We start from the raw sequence: 18,192 nt of genomic DNA on the forward strand, positions 1-18,192 counted from the left end.
CGAATAAAAGAGGTTGTATAAAGCAACCTTTTTTATTTTTACCATCTTATGAAAAATAAAACATTACCCATTGTTATTGCTTTCACTGCTATAGTTTTTGCAGCTTGCGAAAGTAAACCTGCTGTTACAACAGAAAGAGCAACAGTAAAAACTGAACCGGTAAAAACTTACCAGGAAATAGTAAAAAGTGATGAAATAACCGATACGTTTAACGTAGCCCTGTATGAAACCAAATACACTTTTAAATACCTTATTAAAATAAATTTTAAAGGTATTGAAGCCACTGACAGCCTTCGCATTCCTAATCTTGGTTATGAGCCACAGCCTGAAATAAAGCAGGGTGAAGTGCGGCCTTCCTGCATCATCGGGTTTTTGGATGATAAAAAACAATTTATGGAGGGGAATGAAGTTCTGTTTAAAGACAACCAGCTACTTTACCACCCGCTTAAATCCTATGATGTTTCGGAGGAAAAATAAAATCGCTATAATAAATAAGCCGCCTCAAAAGTAAGAGGCGGCTTTTTTATAATTCAGCATACCTGTTTTCCGAAGGCAGGTAGCCCTTATCTTTCAAGATATTACCAAGCCTGTTATAAAAAGCAGGATCAGCGGGCGTAACGCTGGCAAGGCCGTCAACATACCTGTTATATAAACTGAATAAGGCTGCTATCAAAACCGTATCATGCAGTTCCATATCCGTTGCTCCTTCCGCTTTTGCTGCAGCAACCATTTCTTCCGTAACAAGCCTGCCATTCCTGCCAGCAGCCTGGCCTATCTTTAGCAGAGCTTTCATTTTGTTGCTTACAGGCGCTGTATCAATATCTGCTTTTACTTTTTCAGCAATATTATCATCATTCAATAAAATGCTTGCAGCAGCCGTGTGCGCCGCCGTACAGAATTTACACTCATTACCCTGCGAAACAACAGTAGCAATCAATTCCCGTTCGCCTTCTGTGAGTGTAGATTCACCTCTTAATAAAATCTGTGTGAGCTGTCTTATGGGCAAGGCCGTGTCTTTCCTGTAGTCAAGCAGGCCTGTAATGCCCGGCAATTTTTCGCTTAATGGAATATATGGCATAGTAAATATTTATGCTGGTTGTTTAACTGTAAATGGTTTGGTAAGATAACCTTCTGTTGCACGCTGTTTGCCAATTGCATCATACACAGCAGCATCATTCGGCGCCCAGGTGGCAAGACCATCCACATAACGGTTAAACATACAAAAAACAGCAGCTATTAAAACCGTGTCGTGAATTTCCTTATCAGTAGCGCCGGCGTTCTTTGCGTTTTCAATCTCTGTTTCTGAAACAGCTTTCCCGCTTTGCTGAACTTTTGCGGCAATGCGCAGCAATGCTTTCATCTTATCGCTTACATCAGCCACATCAACATTCTTTGCAAGAATATCTTTCACTACATTTTCATTTCCACCCAGGTGATGTTTAGCGATGGCGCCATGCGTATTAGCGCAATATTTACATTCATTTAAGCCTGATGTATAAGCGGCAATTAATTCGCGTTCACCAGGCGTAAGGGTTGACGTATGCTTGTCATGCAATAAAACCTGCACAAGGTTATTTAAAGGTGCTGCCGTAGCAGGGCTATACATGAATAAACTGCGAACACCGGGATAATCTTCAGGCAAATTAATATGTGGCATACGAATATTTTTGAGGATGAAATGTACAACATTTTTACAGCGGTAAAGAAACCTGTGATCTTGCGCATAAATCATTTTATAAAATCTTCATTCATTTTATCAATATCTTTCAGCTTTTAAAATTTTCCTCAACAGTTATGAAAAAGCTTGCACTACTAATTGCTTTATTAGCTACTATCCTGTTTAACCAAAGTTGTAATACAGGTAACAAAACAAGGGTTTTACTTTTTACCAAAACAACAGGCTATCACCATGCATCTATTGGTGCGGGCATTGAAGCCATTAAAAAAATTGCAGCAGAAAAAAACTTTAGTGTAGATGTTGATTCTACCGGAAAACATTTTAATGATAACGATCTTAAAAAATATAAGACCGTTATTTTTTTAAGTACCACAGGTAATATTTTAAACAGCGATGAGCAGGTGGCGCTGCAGCGTTATATGGAAGCCGGTGGTGGTTTTATGGGCATTCATGCAGCAGCAGATGCTGAATATAACTGGGCCTGGTATAATAATCTTGTGGGCGCTTATTTTAAAAGCCATCCGTCAAATCCCAATGTTCGCAAAGCAACTATTGTTGTAACCGATACAGGTTTTATTGCCATGAAGGGTATTCCCGAAAAATGGGAACGCACCGATGAATGGTATAATTACAAAAGCATAAGCCCGGCCATTAAAGTGGTGGCCATGCTGGATGAAGACAGTTATGAAGGCGGCGAAAACGGCAGAAACCATCCTATTGCCTGGTATCATGAATTTGATGGCGGCCGTGTTTTTTACACCGGCGGAGGACATACGGATGAAAGTTTCAGCGAGCCTTTATTTTTACAGCATCTTGCCAATGGCCTTTCTTACACAATGGGCCCTGATACGGCAAAACTTGATTATTCAAAAGCTTACGCTACCAAAGCGCCGGAAGAAAACAGGTTCACCAAAACCATACTCAGCAACGATTTGAATGAACCGATGGAAATAGCGGTTACGCCATCGGGCATTGTATATATTGTTGAACGGTCTGGTAATTTCTATGCTTATAAGCCCGCAGATAATACTACCAAACTCATACATACATTTAAAGTATTGCCTGATACAAAAGAAGCTTTCGGCAATGGCTTACTGGGTATGACAATTGACCCGGATTTTGCAAGCAATAAATTTGTGTACTTTTTTTATTCGCCCGATTCTCTGCCTGCCCACCAGAATATTTCACGCTTTAAAATGATCACAGAAGATTCCATCGACCTGGCTTCTGAAAAAGTGATCATACAGGTTCCTATCGATCTTGAAGTAAGCGCACACACAGGCGGTTCGCTGGCCTGGGATAAAAACAAAAACCTGTTTATTTCAACAGGCGATAACACGGTTCCGTTTGCATCTAATGGCTATGCGCCTTTGGATGAAAGGACAGGCAGAAAGATTTATGATGCACAACGTTCTGCTGCCAACGCCAATGATCTTCGCGGCAAAGTTTTACGCATACATCCTGAAGCAGACGGAAGTTATACCATACCTGACGGTAACCTGTTTGCAAAAGGCACAGCAGGCACAAAACCTGAGATATATACGATGGGTTGCCGCAATCCTTACCGCATTGCTGTTAACCAAAAAACTTCAACTTTATATTGGGGTGAAGTGGGCCCTGATGCCGGGGAGGATTCATGGAATGACCCGCGTGGTTATGATGAATTTAACCAGGCAAAAAAAGCCGGCAATTATGGCTGGCCTTATTTTGTGGGTGATAATAAAGCTTACCATGATTCAGATTTTGCAACACAGGCCATAGGCGCTCTGTTTGATGTGAACGGCCCTGAAAATAATTCTCCCAATAATACCGGCTTAAAAAAGTTGCCTGCGCCAACAAAAGCTATGATATGGTACCCGTATAGTTTTTATGACACTTTCCCACAACTTGGGCAAGGAGGCCGTACAGCCATTGCCGGGTACTTCTATCACTATGATAAATCTAAAGCGAAGACCAACAGCATTCCGGAATATTATGATGGTTGTTTATTTGTAATGGATTGGATGCGCAACTGGATATTTGCCGTTCGTTTTGATGAAAATGAAAACTATAAACGCATGGAACCCTTTATGCCTTTGACAGGTGATTTCAGAAGGCCGATTGATATGGATATAACACCGGAAGGCATTATGTATGTGCTTGAATATGGCTCGGTATATGGCGCCGATAATGACGATGCGAGATTGGTAAGGGTAAACTATAACAGTGGCAACCGTGCACCGGTTGCTAAAATAAGCGCTGATGACTCCATTGGCCTTGCACCACTCACTGTAAAATTCAACAGCAGCAAAACTTACGATTTTGATGAAGATGATAAGCTGAAATACGAATGGACGTTTGAAGGTAACAAGGTTGGTTCAACGGACGCCAATCCAACCTACACATTTAAAGATAAAGGTGTTTATAATGTACTGCTTAAAGTTACTGATCCATCCGGATTAAGTTCTGTGGATACAATGGAAATTAAAGCAGGCAACACAATGCCCGATGTAACCATTAATACAACAGGTAATAGCATGTTTTATTTAGATAATGAAAAACTTGATTACAACGTAGATGTAAAAGATAAAGAAGATGCAAATATTGATGCCAAAAGAATAAATGTGCAACTGAAATATATTCCCAAAGAAACGGGCAGTTATAAAACAGTACAGGGCAAAGGCACATGGATAATGCCCGGAAAGGCGCTGATAGAAGCCAGCGATTGCCAGGCCTGCCATACCGTTGATAAAACCATCGTAGGCCCTGCATTCAATGCCATTGCAGAAAAATATTATAATCAACCTGCTGAAATACCACGCCTTGCCGGCAAGATAATTTCAGGCGGCGCCGGTGTTTGGGGCAATCACTATATGAATGCACACCCTCAATTAAGCAAGGACAATACAACTACAATTGTAAAATATATCCTTTCATTAAAACAGCAGCAAACGAGAGACAGCCTTGCTTCTGCCGGCACGGTTGAATTAAAACAACCTTCCGGTACAAAAGAAGGCACATGGGCTTTATCTGCTTCTTACACTGATTTGGGCAATGGCATTGTGCCTTTAACAGCAACAAAAGAACTTGTGCTCAGGCCACCGGTGCTGCAGGCTGAGGATGCAGATATCGTTCGCAATATTAACCGCGGCGACGACATTTTAGGCAGCATACATAACAAATCTTATTTTGTTTTTAAAGGTGTGGATTTAAAAGGTATCAGCAACATCACTTATTATTATTCTTCCCGGAATATTGATGCAACGCTTGAAGTGCATACTGATTCGCCAACGGGGCCGGTTATCAGCACGCTTGATTATAAATCAACAGGAAGCTGGCGAAATTATAAACAGGTTACAACCGCTATAAAAGATCCCGGCGGCATTCATGATCTTTATTTTGTTTTCAAAAAAGATACAGAGCCAAACCATGATATGTTCTCGCTTGACTGGTTAAAATTTGGGAAATAAGCAATTATTGTTCTTACAGTAATTCTTTACCACGAAGGCACGAAGAAATAACTCTTAGGGATTATGGCTTTGTGCCTTCGTGGCTTTGTGGCATAATTTCCTGTCGCTTGTTAACACTATACTTCTAATGCCCGCTGAAAAATCAAGCATTGCAGCTAATGCTTTTTCGCTGTGCATGAGTTCACCATTCTCAAGCGACTCCTGCGCTGCAACTGCCGCTCTTTTACGCATATTTATTTCATAAAAAGAAATCGCTTCCTGCAAAGTATTGTATCTGTTGTCCGCTAAACATTCGCTCAGCTCTAATGCATCAAGCATTGCCATGTTCGCACCTTCGCCTGCAAAAGGTGGCATTACGTGTGCAGCATCGCCAATCATGGCTAAATCAGGCAGCGCCTGCCAGCTTTGATTTAAAGGCATACAATAAATAGCCCGGGGGATAAAAGGCGTTGTTGCATTTTCAAACAACTCATACCAAATACTATCCCACCCGGAATATGTGGTTTTAAACCATTCCAGCATCTGTGCTTTATCAGCATAATCCAAACCGTTATTCGCAGCCCAGCGCTCATCCGCTTTAAAGCTTGCATAAAAACCTATATCGCCATTACCCTTTTGGCCGCCCAGCATACATTTTGAATTCCCGAAAGCCATTACTTTTCCTCCATTTAGCAGAGCATGAATACGAGGCGTTGCTTTTGCTGCATTATTAATATTTATTTCAAGCATGACAATGCCTGAATAAAAAGGTTTGATGTTTGTAATGTATGGACGGGTTTTAGAATTAACGCCATCGGCAGCAATTACAATATCAGCATAAGCAGATGGTCTGTTTTTAAAATGCAGCAGCCAGCCTTCATTTTGCTTTTCCATTGAAATAAAATGGCTGTCCCACTCAACTGTTGTTGGTTGCAAAGATTTCAGCAACATATTTCTTAACGGGCCGCGATCTATTTCGGGGCGAAAATATGCATTGCCAAAATTTTCACTGGGTTTGGTTTCGTGGTCACTGAAAAATATTGCTGCCCGTTCATTTGTTATAACTTTTTTATCGGCGCCGGGGTGAAAATTCTTTTTAAACTCATCTAATAAGTTTGCTTTACGCAAAGCCGCCAATCCGGACTCTTCATGCATATCAAGCGGGGAGCCTATTAAACGGGCATTCTTATCATAATCCCTTTCATATACCTTTACGGTTACGCCTTTCAATTGTAAAAGCCTTGCCAGCATTAACCCGCCAGGGCCACCGCCAACAATAGCGATTGATTTATTTTCTATCAGCATTCTTATAATTTAGTTGTACGGGTGCAAAACTATTGCTGCTTTAAAACTGATAATAGTACAAATCGGTCGTTTTGATTTTTGGATAATTCTTTCGGCGCCACGCCTGAAAATTTCTTTACCTGTTTAATGAAATGGTTTTGGTCTGTGAAGTTTAATTCAGGAAAAAGCTTCCCTTCAGCGATGTGTTTTAACGATGCCCTGAAGCGCAAAATATTACAATATGCTTTTAATGAAAGCCCGAATTGCTGGTTGAAATAGCGATTGATTTGCCTGCTGCTCCAGAACACTTTTTCCGAAAGTTCTTTTACGCTCATTTCACCGTTTGATGCATAAATCAATTCGAAAAGTTTCCGCTTTCTTTCATCAATTGCCAAAGGCAAAAGTGTTTTTATTTTTTGAGATGCTTTCATATAAAACGCATCAAAACTTTTCAGGTCATCAGCATTAAAATTCCAAAAATTATTAGGAAGTTCCTTTGCACTATTTAATATACCGGCAATAGAGCCGTGTAAAATATATTCAACAGCAAGCGGTTTAAAATTAACATCAAAAGCAAGTGCGTGCGGCGGAATGGTTCTTTGTTTAGGCGCAGTTTCCAGGCCGGTAAGTATAATTTGAAAAGGCCCTGATGCAGGTTTCCAGAAAAACAAATCAATCTTTCCATCGGGTATTACAACCACTTCTTTTGCTTCATCCGACGGATTGTGAAACATGCCCAAACTTTCTACAAAGCCGGCAAGCTGCCCATCCGGTTTAATAAACTTATAATAGAAGCCATTGTTCATTATTCCTGTTCATCACGAATGCTGTGCCGGAAATAAATAAGAGGTTATACGCAAGCATTCAGTGTATTCCTGCATAAAACCTGCAAGACGATTCAACACAAACGCATCAAAATTTTATTTCACCTGCACTTCTGGATTGGGTATAAAATTGAGGAAGGAATTGAATTTAAGCTGGTATTTTCTTTTATCGAGCTTATAATAAAAAGCGCCTTTTTTAGAGCCATTTTTTTCCTTGTCTTTCTGCCTGATGAGCAAACCCGTTGATAAAATTTTCCTGCTGAAATTACCCTTGTCCAGGATTTTATTATAAACGTCTTCGTATAAAGTTTGCAGTTGCGGTATAGTGAATTTTTCAGGCAGTAACTCAAATAATACCGGGTGAAAAGCTGCCTTGTAGCGCAGTTTCTCTTTTGCCATTTCAATCATTTCTTTATGATCGAAAATAAGGGAAGGCAATTTTTTAAGGGGAAACCACTCTGCGCTATAATCATGGCTTATCTGTTCTTCGTATTGGTTAATATCGATGAGTGAGAAATAGGCAACAGATACCGTGCGTTCCGTGGGATCGCGGTGCGGGTCGCCAAAAGCGGCGAGCTGCTGCAGGTAAATATCCGTAAGGCCCGTAAGCTGTTTTAAAATACGCGCTGCCGCCTGGTGTATGTTTTCTTCCGCAGTTACAAACCCGCCCATCAAGCTCCATCTTCCTTTCTGCGGTTCAAAGCCTCTCTTAATGAGCAATAATTTCAAGTGTGTTCCATCAAAACCAAAGATGATGCAGTCCACTGCCACTAACATCCTGTTTTGATGCGTATAACGTTTAAATTGTGTGGTTGTCAATGGTTGACAATTTTGAGTTATGTGAATAGGTTTAGTCAAAAGTATTTTATAAAAGTAAATCAGCGGAAAAAAATAATTGTCATAATGATAAAAATAAATGGAGAAGCGCTTTTGTAATAATGTAATGATATAAAATTAAAAAACTATCAGCCACTTATAAACCGGCTGATAGTTTTTAATAACAGATAAAAGATAATAATTAATACCCGGGGTTTTGTTTCAGGTTACTATTTTTTTCAAGCTCTGTACGCGGAATAGGAAACAATGCTTTATTGGCATCGCTTGCCTTATGGTCAAACCATGATTTTGCAGTGAAAGCACCAAAGCGGATCATGTCCTGCCGCCTTCTTCCTTCCTGGTCAAACTCCCAACCCAATTCATCTAACATGCGGCCATATTTAATGTCTGCACCGCCTTCTTCTGTGGTGTTTAATGTGGAGCGCAAACCATAATTATAATGGCTGCCTTTCATTAAATCTGCGGCGGTAACCGTTGCTTTTGAAGGGTTATCTTTAAAAGCCCTTTCCCGCACCTGTGTTACCAATGCGGCGGCTTCATCTGCGTGGCCAGTGCGCAGCAGGCATTCTGCTTTCATCATTAATATATCTGCATAACGAAAGAGCGGGAAATCATTATCCAATTGTACGGCTGAGCCCATTGCAATTTCGAATTTTCCGAGGCGATAGCCATGCACTTCTTCAGAAGCGTCAATATTTGGCACTTCATTTATATATGCCAAAGGCTTGCCGCTATAAGCGCCAAGGCTTCCTATCAATATTGAGCCGTTCGATTCATATTGCTGCCCCTGTATCCAGTTATTTTTAACACGGCTATCATCGGCATCAAAAGAATTGATGAATTGCGGAATAGCACACATGCCACCCCAGGGAGATGTCATAAGATTATATGTTTTCTGATTCTCCGGCTCAAGGCTTTGCATGTGCAGGTCAAAGGCATTCCAGTCTGTTGTGTACTTGCTGTCTATGGCCAGGCCAAATATGATTTCTTTTGAATTTTCATTTTCTGTTGCAAAAACATTTTTCTGATCCGGTTCAAGCATATAACCTGCGCCGGAATTGATAACCGCATTGCATTCTTCTATACATTTATCCCAGGCCGGTGTGCCTGTATAAACTTCCGCATTCAAATACATTTTAGCCAAAAGCGTGTGTGCCGCCCATTGATTAAAAGTGCCATACGTAGCAGCACTGTTATCCGTGCTTAACAACGATATATTATCTGTTATCTCCTTTATTATAAAATCATATACTTCTTTTCTTGTGTTTTGCTCAGGAAGATAACCGGTTGGCAAATCAAATTGTGTTACGATGGGAACGTTGCCAAAAAAATCGCATAAGATATAGTAATAAGATGCTCTCAATACTTTTATTTCAGCAATAGTTGCATGTTTTATACTTGAATCTGTAATGGGTATAAGATTATTTTCTATCTGGTATATAATACGGTTGCAGGTGGTAATGCCTGCATAAGTTCGGCTCCATGTATTCACAACAATTCCTTCATCGGCCGTCCATACATGCTGATGAATTCTTTTGTAAACACCGCCATCAACCCAGCCATTGGGCCTTGCGGGTATTACTTCCTGGTCGGCAGATAATTCCTGGGCACGCCATAATCCATCCCATAACAGCAATACCTGGCGCCAATAAGTATAAGCAGCACCTGTAATAGCAGGTATATCCTCTGCTGTTGGATTAAACTGGTCTGAAATAATTACACTGCCACTTTTATCTTTCAGTTTTGTACAGCCTGTATATAGTCCTATGATTAGTATGCAGGCGAGAACTTTATATAAACTTTTAAAACGGTTCATGTTATTGATTTTTTATCGTTAGAAGGTTACGTTAACGCCAAATGTGTAGGTTCTTGATGTGGGATATTTATCGCGGTCATCATCGCCGGGGTTTAATCCAAGGCGGTTCACTTCCGGATCAATGCCTTTATAACCGGTTATAGTAAGCGTATTGATGGTGCTTGCATACAGGCGCAATCCTTTAATGTATTTTGAATGCAGGCTGAATGTATAACCCAGCACTATATTATCCACTTTCCAGAAATCACCGTTTTCAATGTAATAGCTGTTGAATTCAAGCGGCGCAGTTAAAAGCGCTTTCCCATAAGGTTTATCATAAGCAGATTTTAACCTGTTATAATTCTGCAATGTTGGGTTTTCGTAATACATGCGCTGGTAATTTAATACCTGGTATTTGAAAGCGCCGCGCATGGTAATCGACAAATCAAATGCCTTATATTTAAAGTTATTATTCCAGCCTGCATAATATTTTGGCAGGCCATTGCCAATTACTTTTTTATCTTCAAAACTGTGCGCAAAATCATCATAGTTTACCGGCTTTCCATCCTGCCCTTCATATATCCATTTGCCGTTATCATCTAACCCGGTTACTTTAAATCCATAAAAATCCCCAATACCTTTTCCTATATATACAATATGCGTAAAAGTTTGAATGGGCTCGCCGGTATAACCAGTAGTAAAATAATCGCTGGTTGCTTTGTATAAGTCATTTGACAAACTGATGAGCTTATTGGAATTGGTTGAAAAATTAACACTGGTTGTCCATTGGAAGCTTTTGGTTTGAACAGGGATGAAGTTTACAATTACTTCAAAGCCTTTATTTTCCATAGTGCCCACATTGGCTTCTGTTGTAGAATACAAATTTGGCGGGCTTGGCACCTGGTAATTATACAACAACCCTTTTATGCGACGAATATAATAGTCTGCGCTACCGCTTATTCTTCCTTTAAGCATGCTGAAGTCAAGCCCTATATTGGTTTCCTGTTTTTCTTCCCATTTTAAATATGGGTTTGCGTTTTGCGTAGGCGCAAGGGTTTGAATCCATTGTCCGTTTGAATAGTTATAAGACCCATAACCTATTTGTGCAACGCCAAGGAATAAAGAAGCCGGCGGGTTGCCTGTAACGCCATAACCTGCACGCAGCTTCAAGTCATCAAACAGAGTTTGATGCAGCATAAAGCCTTCCTTTGTAATATGCCATCCAACAGATACAGAAGGAAAAGTGCCCCAGGGTTTTTTAGCGCCATATAACTGGCTGGCGGCTTCCCTTCTTATACTTGCCAGCAAAAGATATTTATCCGCAAAACTGTATTGCAACCTTCCGAAAAAACTTATAAGGTTTGTTTCGCCTTTATAACTGTATAAAGTTGCTTTACCTTCTTTTAAAGCATTGCCAAGCTGTATGTTGCTGTAATCAAATATGTCGGTAGGAAAATCATAATTCCGTTCATAGAAATTGAAGTATTCATTTTCCTGGTAGCCATATCCGCCCAACAATGAAAAGCGGTGATCTTTGAATGATTTTGTGTATTCCGCCGTAAGCTCTGTAAGCCTGTCAATAGATTGCGTTGAGCCAACTGCTGCATACCCGTTTAAACCATCCCTGAGCGTAGATACATGTTGCTTGGTTTCCGAATAGCCGCTTTCATTATTAAGACGGGAGTAAGAAAACAATGCATTCAGCTTTAAACCTATCACAGGCGTATATGTAAGATTCGCATTAATCCTTGTGTTTACACCCTGGTATTTTCCACTGGTTTCATATATTCTTGATAATGGGTTTTCATAGTTGAAATTACCAACCTGCTGAAACCAGGTGCCATCCTCATTTTTTACAGGAGATGTAGGGTTATAGATCAATGCCTGGCGGTAAGTATAACCATTAAAACTACCGCCATCGGTTGTTTGTATGTAATCAATATTTTGGTTCAGCAACTGAAGGTTCAGCTTGAGTTTATCATCAAACATATTATGATTAATGTCTGCCCTTCCGGTAAACGTGTTATTATTCGATCTTAAAAAAATCCCCTGCAAGGCGCGGTAGTTTAACGACAATAAATAATTTGTTTTACTGTTGCCGCCGCGGAAGGTTATATTATGCACCTGCGAAACAGGAGTACGGGTAATTTCATCAAGCCAGTCGGTATTGCTTCCCAAATCCCAGGATGCGTCCCTTATGCCTTCTTTAATTTGTTCGCGGTAATCTGCCGCAGTAAGCATGTCTAATTTTCTTGCAATAGTTTCGGTGCTTACATAACCATTATATTCAACGGTATTGATATTATTGCCGCTTGCACGTTTGGTGGTAATTAATATAACGCCGTTGGTGCCGCGTACACCATAAATGGCTGCAGCAGAACCGTCTTTTAACACGTCAATCGATTCAATATCTTCCGGCGCCACGGTGGTTAAAGAACCGGGCACACCATCAACCAATACCAACGGATTTGTGTTTGCACCAAAAAGCGTTGTATTGCCCCTTAATAGAATTTGCGTACCAGAAGTGGGATCGCCGCTCGGAGCAGAAACCGTTAACCCCGCAACTTTTCCCTGTATCAATTGCCCGGCATCCTGCACAGGGCCTTTTATAAAATTTTCCTGTTTTACCGAAGCAACGGCACTCGTAACATCGGCCCTGCGTTGCGAGCCGTAACCAATCACAACCACATCGCTTAAAGCTTTTACTTCAGTTAGCATGGTAACAGTGAGTAAACCTTTACCACTAACAGGAATTATTTGTTCACTAAAACCAATGGCTGTTATACGCAGCTGGTCGCCTGGTGCCGCATTAATAGTAAAGGAACCATCGTTCGCTGTTATAACATTTCTTTTTGTACCATTCACCGAAACTGTGGCGCCGGCAATAGCGGCAGCAGCAGAATCCCTTACAACACCTTTAATTTCCTGTGTTTGGGCAGCAGCCTGTTTGGGATTGAAGGCAGATAAAAGTAACAGCAGCAACGTCAAGGCACGAAAAATGGCCTTGCGATTTTGATTGTGCAATCGCATAATTAATTTTTTGGTTAATAAATAGAAGTTATTCAGCAATCAACATTGGCCTTTAAAGCAATCAATCGGTGTTATCCCAGCAATCGTTCATCAATAAAATAAAAGTCAATAAAACAATTAGTAAAAATCATTTTTTAACTGATGCTTTAAAGAATAATTGTCAACTTTACAATTGTAAATATAAATTCATTTTACAATCTGCCAAAAAAAAATCATAAATAATCGAAGAAAAAAAGGCGGATGATATTTTTTGGTATAAATTGCGGCGGTTTTTTCAAAATCCATTGTCTTAATTAACGCAGCTATTATGCATCATATAAGAAAAACCTTTGGGATGGGATATGTGAGGATCAACGGTGTAGAGTATATGTTTAAAGCAACTAAATACTAACAAATTTTACTAACCAGCAGGCAATCAAAAAAAATAATAAGCCCGGTACAAATTGCTTTGTGACTACAAAAGCTGTTTAAGCCCAATTTATGAGTGCAGTCCTTATATCAATAATAGCAGTTGTTTATACAGCTATCATTTCAATTACCTTACTGATTTTTCATCGCTTCCGCGATAGAAATTAACCGGGAAGTTCCGTTAAGAAGAGAAAAGATTAATTTCTTATTGGCTTACCTTTCTTAATTACCGCTTCAATACGCTGCAGGGTTTTCTTTTCCCCGCTCAGGCTTAAAAACGCTTCGCGCTCAAGGTCCAGCAGGTATTGTTCACTCACCAAAGTTTGTTCGCTTAAATCGCCGCCGCACATTACATAAGCTAATTTTCTTGCAACCAAAGCATCATGATCTGTTGCATAATTGGCAAGCCGCATGCTGTTTATGCCAACATACAAAGCTCCTAATGCAGAACGGCCCAACACTTTTATATCCGTTCTTTTTACGGGCTGAACATAACCCTGGTTATATAATTCAATCACCGCATTTTTGGCTTCGCCTGTTCTGCGCTGCGGGTTTATAACAACCTCATCGTGGCCCTTGCGCAAAATACCAAGATCGTATCCTTCAAAAGCAGAAGTAGCAACTTTGGCCGTTGCTATGGTAAAGAAGCGGTTTTTTAAAGTGATGGTTTCAGGTTCATCTTCATGCATTTCATCAGCGGCCCGTACTACAAATTCTTTAGTGCCGCCACCACCGGGAATTAATCCCACACCAAGCTCCACCAAACCGATATAGGTTTCTGCGGCTGCATATACTTTATCGGCATGCAGGTTCATTTCACAGCCGCCGCCAAGCGTTAAGCCAAGTGGCGCTGTTACGACAGGGACCGATGAATAGCGCACCCGCATCATAGTGTTCTGAAACATGCGTATGGCCATATCGAGTTCATCGTATTCCTGTTCGATGGCGTACATGAATATCATTCCAACATTGGCGCCTGCGCTGAAATTGGCGCCGCTGTTGCTTATCACAAGCCCTTTGAATTTATCTTCAGCTATCTCAATGCTTTTATTAACCGCCTGCAGCACTTCGCTGCCAATCGTATTCATTTTGGTTTGCCATTGCAAGGCCACTACATCATCACCAATATCATATAACCAGGCGTTGCTGTTTTTCCATACAATTTTGTTCTTATAATTTTCAAGAATGATGAAGTTGCCCGCAGAAGGAACAGGTTTATATGTTTTTGAAGCAACATCGTAATATAAGCTGGTATTATTTTCTGTTTTATAGAAAGATGTGTTGCCGGCTGCCAGCATTTCATCAACCCATGAAGCAATGGGATAGCCTGCTGCTTTCATAGCCTGTGCGGTTTCTGCAACACCAAAAACATCCCAGCTTTCAAATGCGCCTATCTCCCATCCAAAGCCAGCCATCATGGCATCATCAATCCTGTATAATTCATTACTTATTTCGGGAATGCGGTTGGAAACATAAGAGAATAAAGCATAATGAAAATGACGGTAAAAATCGCCGGCTTTATCTTTTGCTGTAAATAATGCTTTCAGTCTTGTTTTTAAATCTTCAATTGGCTGCGCTGCTTTTACAGAACCAAAGGATGCTTTTGTACGAGGCTTGTATTCAAGGGTTTTTAAATCAAGTGTATAAATTTCTTTATCGCTTTTTCTTTCTTCAGGACTGCCTTCTGTAACGGGTATTTTTACTTTCTTAAAAAAGCCCTGGCCGGTTTTATCGCCCAGCCATTTATTTTCTATCATGGTTTGCAGCCATGCCGGAATTTTAAATAAATCCCTTGCTTCATCATCAGTGCAATTTTGTGCAACGCCATCGGCTACTTTTACCAGCGTATCAATACCCACTACATCTGCCGTTCTGAAGGTGGCTGATTTTGGCCTGCCGATAATGGGGCCGGTTAATGCATCCACTTCATCAATACTTAAATCAAATTTCTCCATCGTATTAAAGATGGACATGATGCCGAAAACGCCAACGCGGTTGGCAATAAATGCAGGCGTATCTTTTGCGAGCACTGTTGTTTTACCGAGAAAAACATCGCCATAATGCATCAAAAAATCTATGACCGATTGATCGGTTTCCGGTGCGGGAATTATTTCGAGCAGGCGTAAATAGCGCGGCGGGTTAAAGAAGTGTGTGCCGCAAAAATGCTTTTTAAAATCTTCGCTCCTGCCTTGCGATAATATATGTATGGGAATACCCGAAGTATTGGTTGTGATTAATGTTCCCGGTTTGCGAAACTGTTCCACCTTTTCATACACCTGTTGTTTTATATCAAGCCTTTCCACCACCACTTCTATCACCCAGTCGCATGAAGTAATATCTTTCATGTTGTCATCAAAGTTGCCGGTTGTTATACGCTTTACAACATCCTTTGTATAAACAGGTGAAGGATTTGATTTGATAGCAGCCTGCAAAGCATCGTTAACTAATTTGTTTTTAGGCAGCTTATTTCCTTCCCAGCCCGGCGTTGCTATATCCAGCAATAAAACCTGTACGCCAATGCCTGCAAAATGGCAGGCAATTCTTGAACCCATTACACCACTGCCTAAAACAGCAACTTTTTTTATAGAACGTTTCATTGAATTGTATTTGAAGTTTATAAGCTTACAATCAAAAGTAAAAATAGTTAGTTATGCAACTATTTTTGAAATTAACTTTTATGAGAATAGGAAAGACTTAATCAGGCAAAGCAAAATAGCAACAAATGAAAATTGTATCTTTATATGAAATGATATGACTAATGGCAATAGTGATTGACGATAAAATTTTAGCTACAGCTAATATAAGCGAAAGAGAGTTGCTAACGGAGATAGCGTTTTTGCTCTACGAAAAAAATATTATTGGGCTTGGAAAGGCACGTGAATTTTGTGGACTTGGCTTCATAGAATTTGAAGCTGAAATAGCCAAAAGGAATATTTCACGATTTAGCGAAGCAAGCCTCCAACAGGACGTTGACACAATAGATAAACTTTTCGGGAAATGATTGTTGTGTCTGATACTTCACCCATAACCTACCTTATGCAAATTGATAAAGTATATCTTTTGCAACAGTTGTTTCAAACGGTTATCATTCCTCTTCATGTTTATAAAGAGTTATGTGCTGTTGATGATCAGAAAAAATGGCTGATGTCTGAGTCTGCATATTGGATTGAAGTAAAACAAGCTACTGATTTAGAATTTGTAAAACGATTGAATGCTGTTTTAGACAAGGGAGAGTCCGAGGCTATTGCTTTAGCCAAAGAGTTAAAAGCTGAGGTAATTTTGGTTGATGAATTGAAAGGTAGAAATATTGCGATAGGAGAAGGTTTAATGGTAACAGGCGTTATGGGTGTATTACTGGCAGCCAAACGGCAAAATTCAATAATAGAAATCAAATCATCCATAGATAGTTTAATAAAAAAAGGATTTCGAATTTCAGACAATATCTACCGCGCTATACTGACCCACGCAAATGAAATATAATTTTAGGTGCATACCTTGCCCTGTAGTAATGTAAAGTAAATATTGACTATAAGAATTGCCTTTTCTTCAAATTATTTACTTTCATCGCCATAAACAGCTTTATGCAAACTGCTCCTAAGAAAGTTATTAATGCCTGGGCTATGTACGACTGGGCAAACAGCACTTATAATTTAGTTATTACAACTACTTTTTTTCCTATCTATTTCACCACAGTTACAAAACATGCTTTTGGCAGCGAAAACGTGCCGTTGCTTGGCAGAACATTTATCAATTCTTCTTTGTATGATTATACTTTGGCGGCGGCCTATTTTATTATTGCGCTTTTGTATCCCGTGCTTACTTCCATTGCAGATACAAGGGGCAATAAGAAAAACTTCATGCGGTTTTTCTGCTACATGGGCGCTATCGGCTGCAGTGCTTTATATTTTTTTCATGGAGATAATATATGGGTGGGCATTATTGCTTTTATGATGGCTGCTGCGGGTTATGTGGGCAGCCTTGTTTTTTATAATGCATTTCTTCCCGAAATAGCATTACCGCAAGACCAGGACAGGATAAGCGCCAAAGGTTTTTCATTTGGATATATCGGCAGCGTAATTATGCAGTTAATAGGTTTTGTTTTGGTTTTGCTGCTGGCAGACAACCCTGATTATCTTGGCCCGCGCATTACTTTTTTACTGGTTGGAATTTGGTGGGCGGGCTTTGCGCAAATAACTTTTGCCCGCGTGCCGGAAGTAAAAAGAAATAATGCAACAACAGGCAATGTTTTTAAAAACGGTTTCCAGGCAGTAAAAAAAGTGTATGCAGAAGTAAAAAATATGCCTGTATTAAAACGGTATCTCCGCGGGTTTTTCTTTTATAGCATGGGCGTACAAACCGTTATGCTGGCTGCCACCATATTTGGAAGCAAATTATTACAATTAAAAGATACCAAGCTCATCATTACTGTTGTTATTATTCAACTGGTTGCTATTCCGGGCGCTATATTAATGAGCCGCCTGTCCAATATTTTTGGTAACCTTAAAGTATTAATGGGTGTAATTGTATTCTGGATATTGATTTGCATTGCAGCTTACTTTACTGCTGATTATAAAATGAAAGGTGGCAACCCTGAATATTTTTTTTATGGTTTATCCGTGGCTGTTGGTTTGGTAATGGGCGGCATACAATCGTTAAGCCGCAGCACTTATTCTAAGCTGATGCCTGAAACAAAAGACACAGCTTCATTTTTTAGTTATTATGACCTTACCGAAAAAATCGCCATCGTTATCGGCATGCTGGCTTTTGGTTATATTGAAGAGCTTACAGGCAATATGCAAAACTCCGTATTGAGCTTAATTGTATTTTTTGTTATTGGTTTTATATGGCTTTTTTCTGCACTGAAGAAACAGCAGTCTTTAACAGTTAAGGCATAATAAAGCTTATATA

The 18,192-nt window shown here is 39.9% G+C and carries 13 protein-coding genes; 5 read left to right on the plus strand and 8 right to left on the minus strand.

The annotated features are described in order from the left end of the window. The first annotated feature begins 48 nt into the window (after positions 1–48). A complete protein-coding gene (locus tag BM015_RS18665; RefSeq protein ID WP_090662398.1) occupies positions 49–477 on the plus strand; it encodes a hypothetical protein in 429 nt (142 codons plus the stop codon). A 46-nt stretch (positions 478–523) separates the two neighbouring features. On the opposite strand, the gene BM015_RS18670 is transcribed toward BM015_RS18665, so the two are convergent. Further along, the gene (locus BM015_RS18670; RefSeq protein WP_090662401.1) at positions 524–1,078 is read right to left on the minus strand and encodes a carboxymuconolactone decarboxylase family protein; all 555 of its coding nucleotides are present in this window, start codon (positions 1,076–1,078) and stop codon (positions 524–526) included. 9 nt (positions 1,079–1,087) lie between these two features. Next, positions 1,088–1,657: a carboxymuconolactone decarboxylase family protein gene (locus tag BM015_RS18675; protein ID WP_090662541.1), complete on the minus strand. Its 570-nt coding sequence runs from the start codon at positions 1,655–1,657 to the stop codon at positions 1,088–1,090. Between the two features lie 137 nt (positions 1,658–1,794). Here BM015_RS18675 and BM015_RS18680 point away from each other — a divergent pair, with 137 nt between their 5' ends. Further along, complete coding sequence (locus BM015_RS18680; protein ID WP_090662403.1) at positions 1,795–5,127, plus strand: ThuA domain-containing protein; 3,333 nt, start codon at positions 1,795–1,797, stop codon at positions 5,125–5,127. A gap of 54 nt (positions 5,128–5,181) precedes the next feature. On the opposite strand, the gene BM015_RS18685 is transcribed toward BM015_RS18680, so the two are convergent. The 6 genes from BM015_RS18685 to BM015_RS18710 form a co-directional block, all read right to left on the minus strand. Further along, positions 5,182–6,411, minus strand: coding sequence for an FAD-dependent oxidoreductase (locus BM015_RS18685; protein WP_090662404.1), 1,230 nt, complete (start codon positions 6,409–6,411; stop codon positions 5,182–5,184). A 29-nt stretch (positions 6,412–6,440) separates the two neighbouring features. Then, positions 6,441–7,196, minus strand: a complete 756-nt coding sequence (locus tag BM015_RS18690; protein WP_090662406.1) for a helix-turn-helix domain-containing protein — start codon at positions 7,194–7,196, stop codon at positions 6,441–6,443. Positions 7,197–7,310: 114 nt separating this feature from the next. Continuing rightward, complete coding sequence (locus BM015_RS18695; protein WP_245751497.1) at positions 7,311–8,033, minus strand: NUDIX hydrolase; 723 nt, start codon at positions 8,031–8,033, stop codon at positions 7,311–7,313. Positions 8,034–8,232: 199 nt separating this feature from the next. After that, positions 8,233–9,867 (minus strand): RagB/SusD family nutrient uptake outer membrane protein, encoded by a 1,635-nt coding sequence (locus BM015_RS18700; protein WP_090662410.1) that lies wholly within the window; start codon positions 9,865–9,867, stop codon positions 8,233–8,235. An 18-nt stretch (positions 9,868–9,885) separates the two neighbouring features. Beyond that, a complete protein-coding gene (locus BM015_RS18705; protein WP_090662543.1) occupies positions 9,886–12,876 on the minus strand; it encodes a SusC/RagA family TonB-linked outer membrane protein in 2,991 nt (996 codons plus the stop codon). Between the two features lie 605 nt (positions 12,877–13,481). Further along, a complete protein-coding gene (locus BM015_RS18710) occupies positions 13,482–15,881 on the minus strand; it encodes a 3-hydroxyacyl-CoA dehydrogenase/enoyl-CoA hydratase family protein (RefSeq protein WP_090662412.1) in 2,400 nt (799 codons plus the stop codon). Positions 15,882–16,042: 161 nt separating this feature from the next. On the opposite strand from BM015_RS18710, the gene BM015_RS18715 reads away from it, so the two are divergent. From BM015_RS18715 to BM015_RS18725, 3 genes are all read left to right on the plus strand, one after another. Beyond that, positions 16,043–16,285: a UPF0175 family protein gene (locus BM015_RS18715; protein WP_090662414.1), complete on the plus strand. Its 243-nt coding sequence runs from the start codon at positions 16,043–16,045 to the stop codon at positions 16,283–16,285. A 35-nt stretch (positions 16,286–16,320) separates the two neighbouring features. Further along, complete coding sequence (locus tag BM015_RS18720) at positions 16,321–16,764, plus strand: PIN domain-containing protein (RefSeq protein ID WP_177191959.1); 444 nt, start codon at positions 16,321–16,323, stop codon at positions 16,762–16,764. Between the two features lie 101 nt (positions 16,765–16,865). Further along, positions 16,866–18,179 carry an MFS transporter gene (locus tag BM015_RS18725; protein ID WP_090662417.1) on the plus strand — a complete coding sequence of 438 codons (1,314 nt, stop codon included), beginning with the start codon at positions 16,866–16,868 and terminating at the stop codon, positions 18,177–18,179. The last annotated feature ends 13 nt before the right edge of the window (positions 18,180–18,192 follow it).

This window comes from Parafilimonas terrae, from assembly GCF_900115755.1.
In the GTDB taxonomy this organism is placed as follows: Bacteria; Bacteroidota; Bacteroidia; order Chitinophagales; family Chitinophagaceae; genus Parafilimonas; species Parafilimonas terrae.

Coding starts and splice junctions, on each gene's coding strand:
- BM015_RS18665 (WP_090662398.1), top strand. CDS start 49: ATGAAAAATAAAACATTACCCATTGTTATTGCTTTCACTGCTATAGTT.
- BM015_RS18670 (WP_090662401.1), bottom strand. CDS start 1,078: ATGCCATATATTCCATTAAGCGAAAAATTGCCGGGCATTACAGGCCTG.
- BM015_RS18675 (WP_090662541.1), bottom strand. CDS start 1,657: ATGCCACATATTAATTTGCCTGAAGATTATCCCGGTGTTCGCAGTTTA.
- BM015_RS18680 (WP_090662403.1), top strand. CDS start 1,795: ATGAAAAAGCTTGCACTACTAATTGCTTTATTAGCTACTATCCTGTTT.
- BM015_RS18685 (WP_090662404.1), bottom strand. CDS start 6,411: ATGCTGATAGAAAATAAATCAATCGCTATTGTTGGCGGTGGCCCTGGC.
- BM015_RS18690 (WP_090662406.1), bottom strand. CDS start 7,196: ATGAACAATGGCTTCTATTATAAGTTTATTAAACCGGATGGGCAGCTT.
- BM015_RS18700 (WP_090662410.1), bottom strand. CDS start 9,867: ATGAACCGTTTTAAAAGTTTATATAAAGTTCTCGCCTGCATACTAATC.
- BM015_RS18705 (WP_090662543.1), bottom strand. CDS start 12,876: ATGCGATTGCACAATCAAAATCGCAAGGCCATTTTTCGTGCCTTGACG.
- BM015_RS18710 (WP_090662412.1), bottom strand. CDS start 15,881: ATGAAACGTTCTATAAAAAAAGTTGCTGTTTTAGGCAGTGGTGTAATG.
- BM015_RS18715 (WP_090662414.1), top strand. CDS start 16,043: ATGGCAATAGTGATTGACGATAAAATTTTAGCTACAGCTAATATAAGC.
- BM015_RS18720 (WP_177191959.1), top strand. CDS start 16,321: ATGCAAATTGATAAAGTATATCTTTTGCAACAGTTGTTTCAAACGGTT.
- BM015_RS18725 (WP_090662417.1), top strand. CDS start 16,866: ATGCAAACTGCTCCTAAGAAAGTTATTAATGCCTGGGCTATGTACGAC.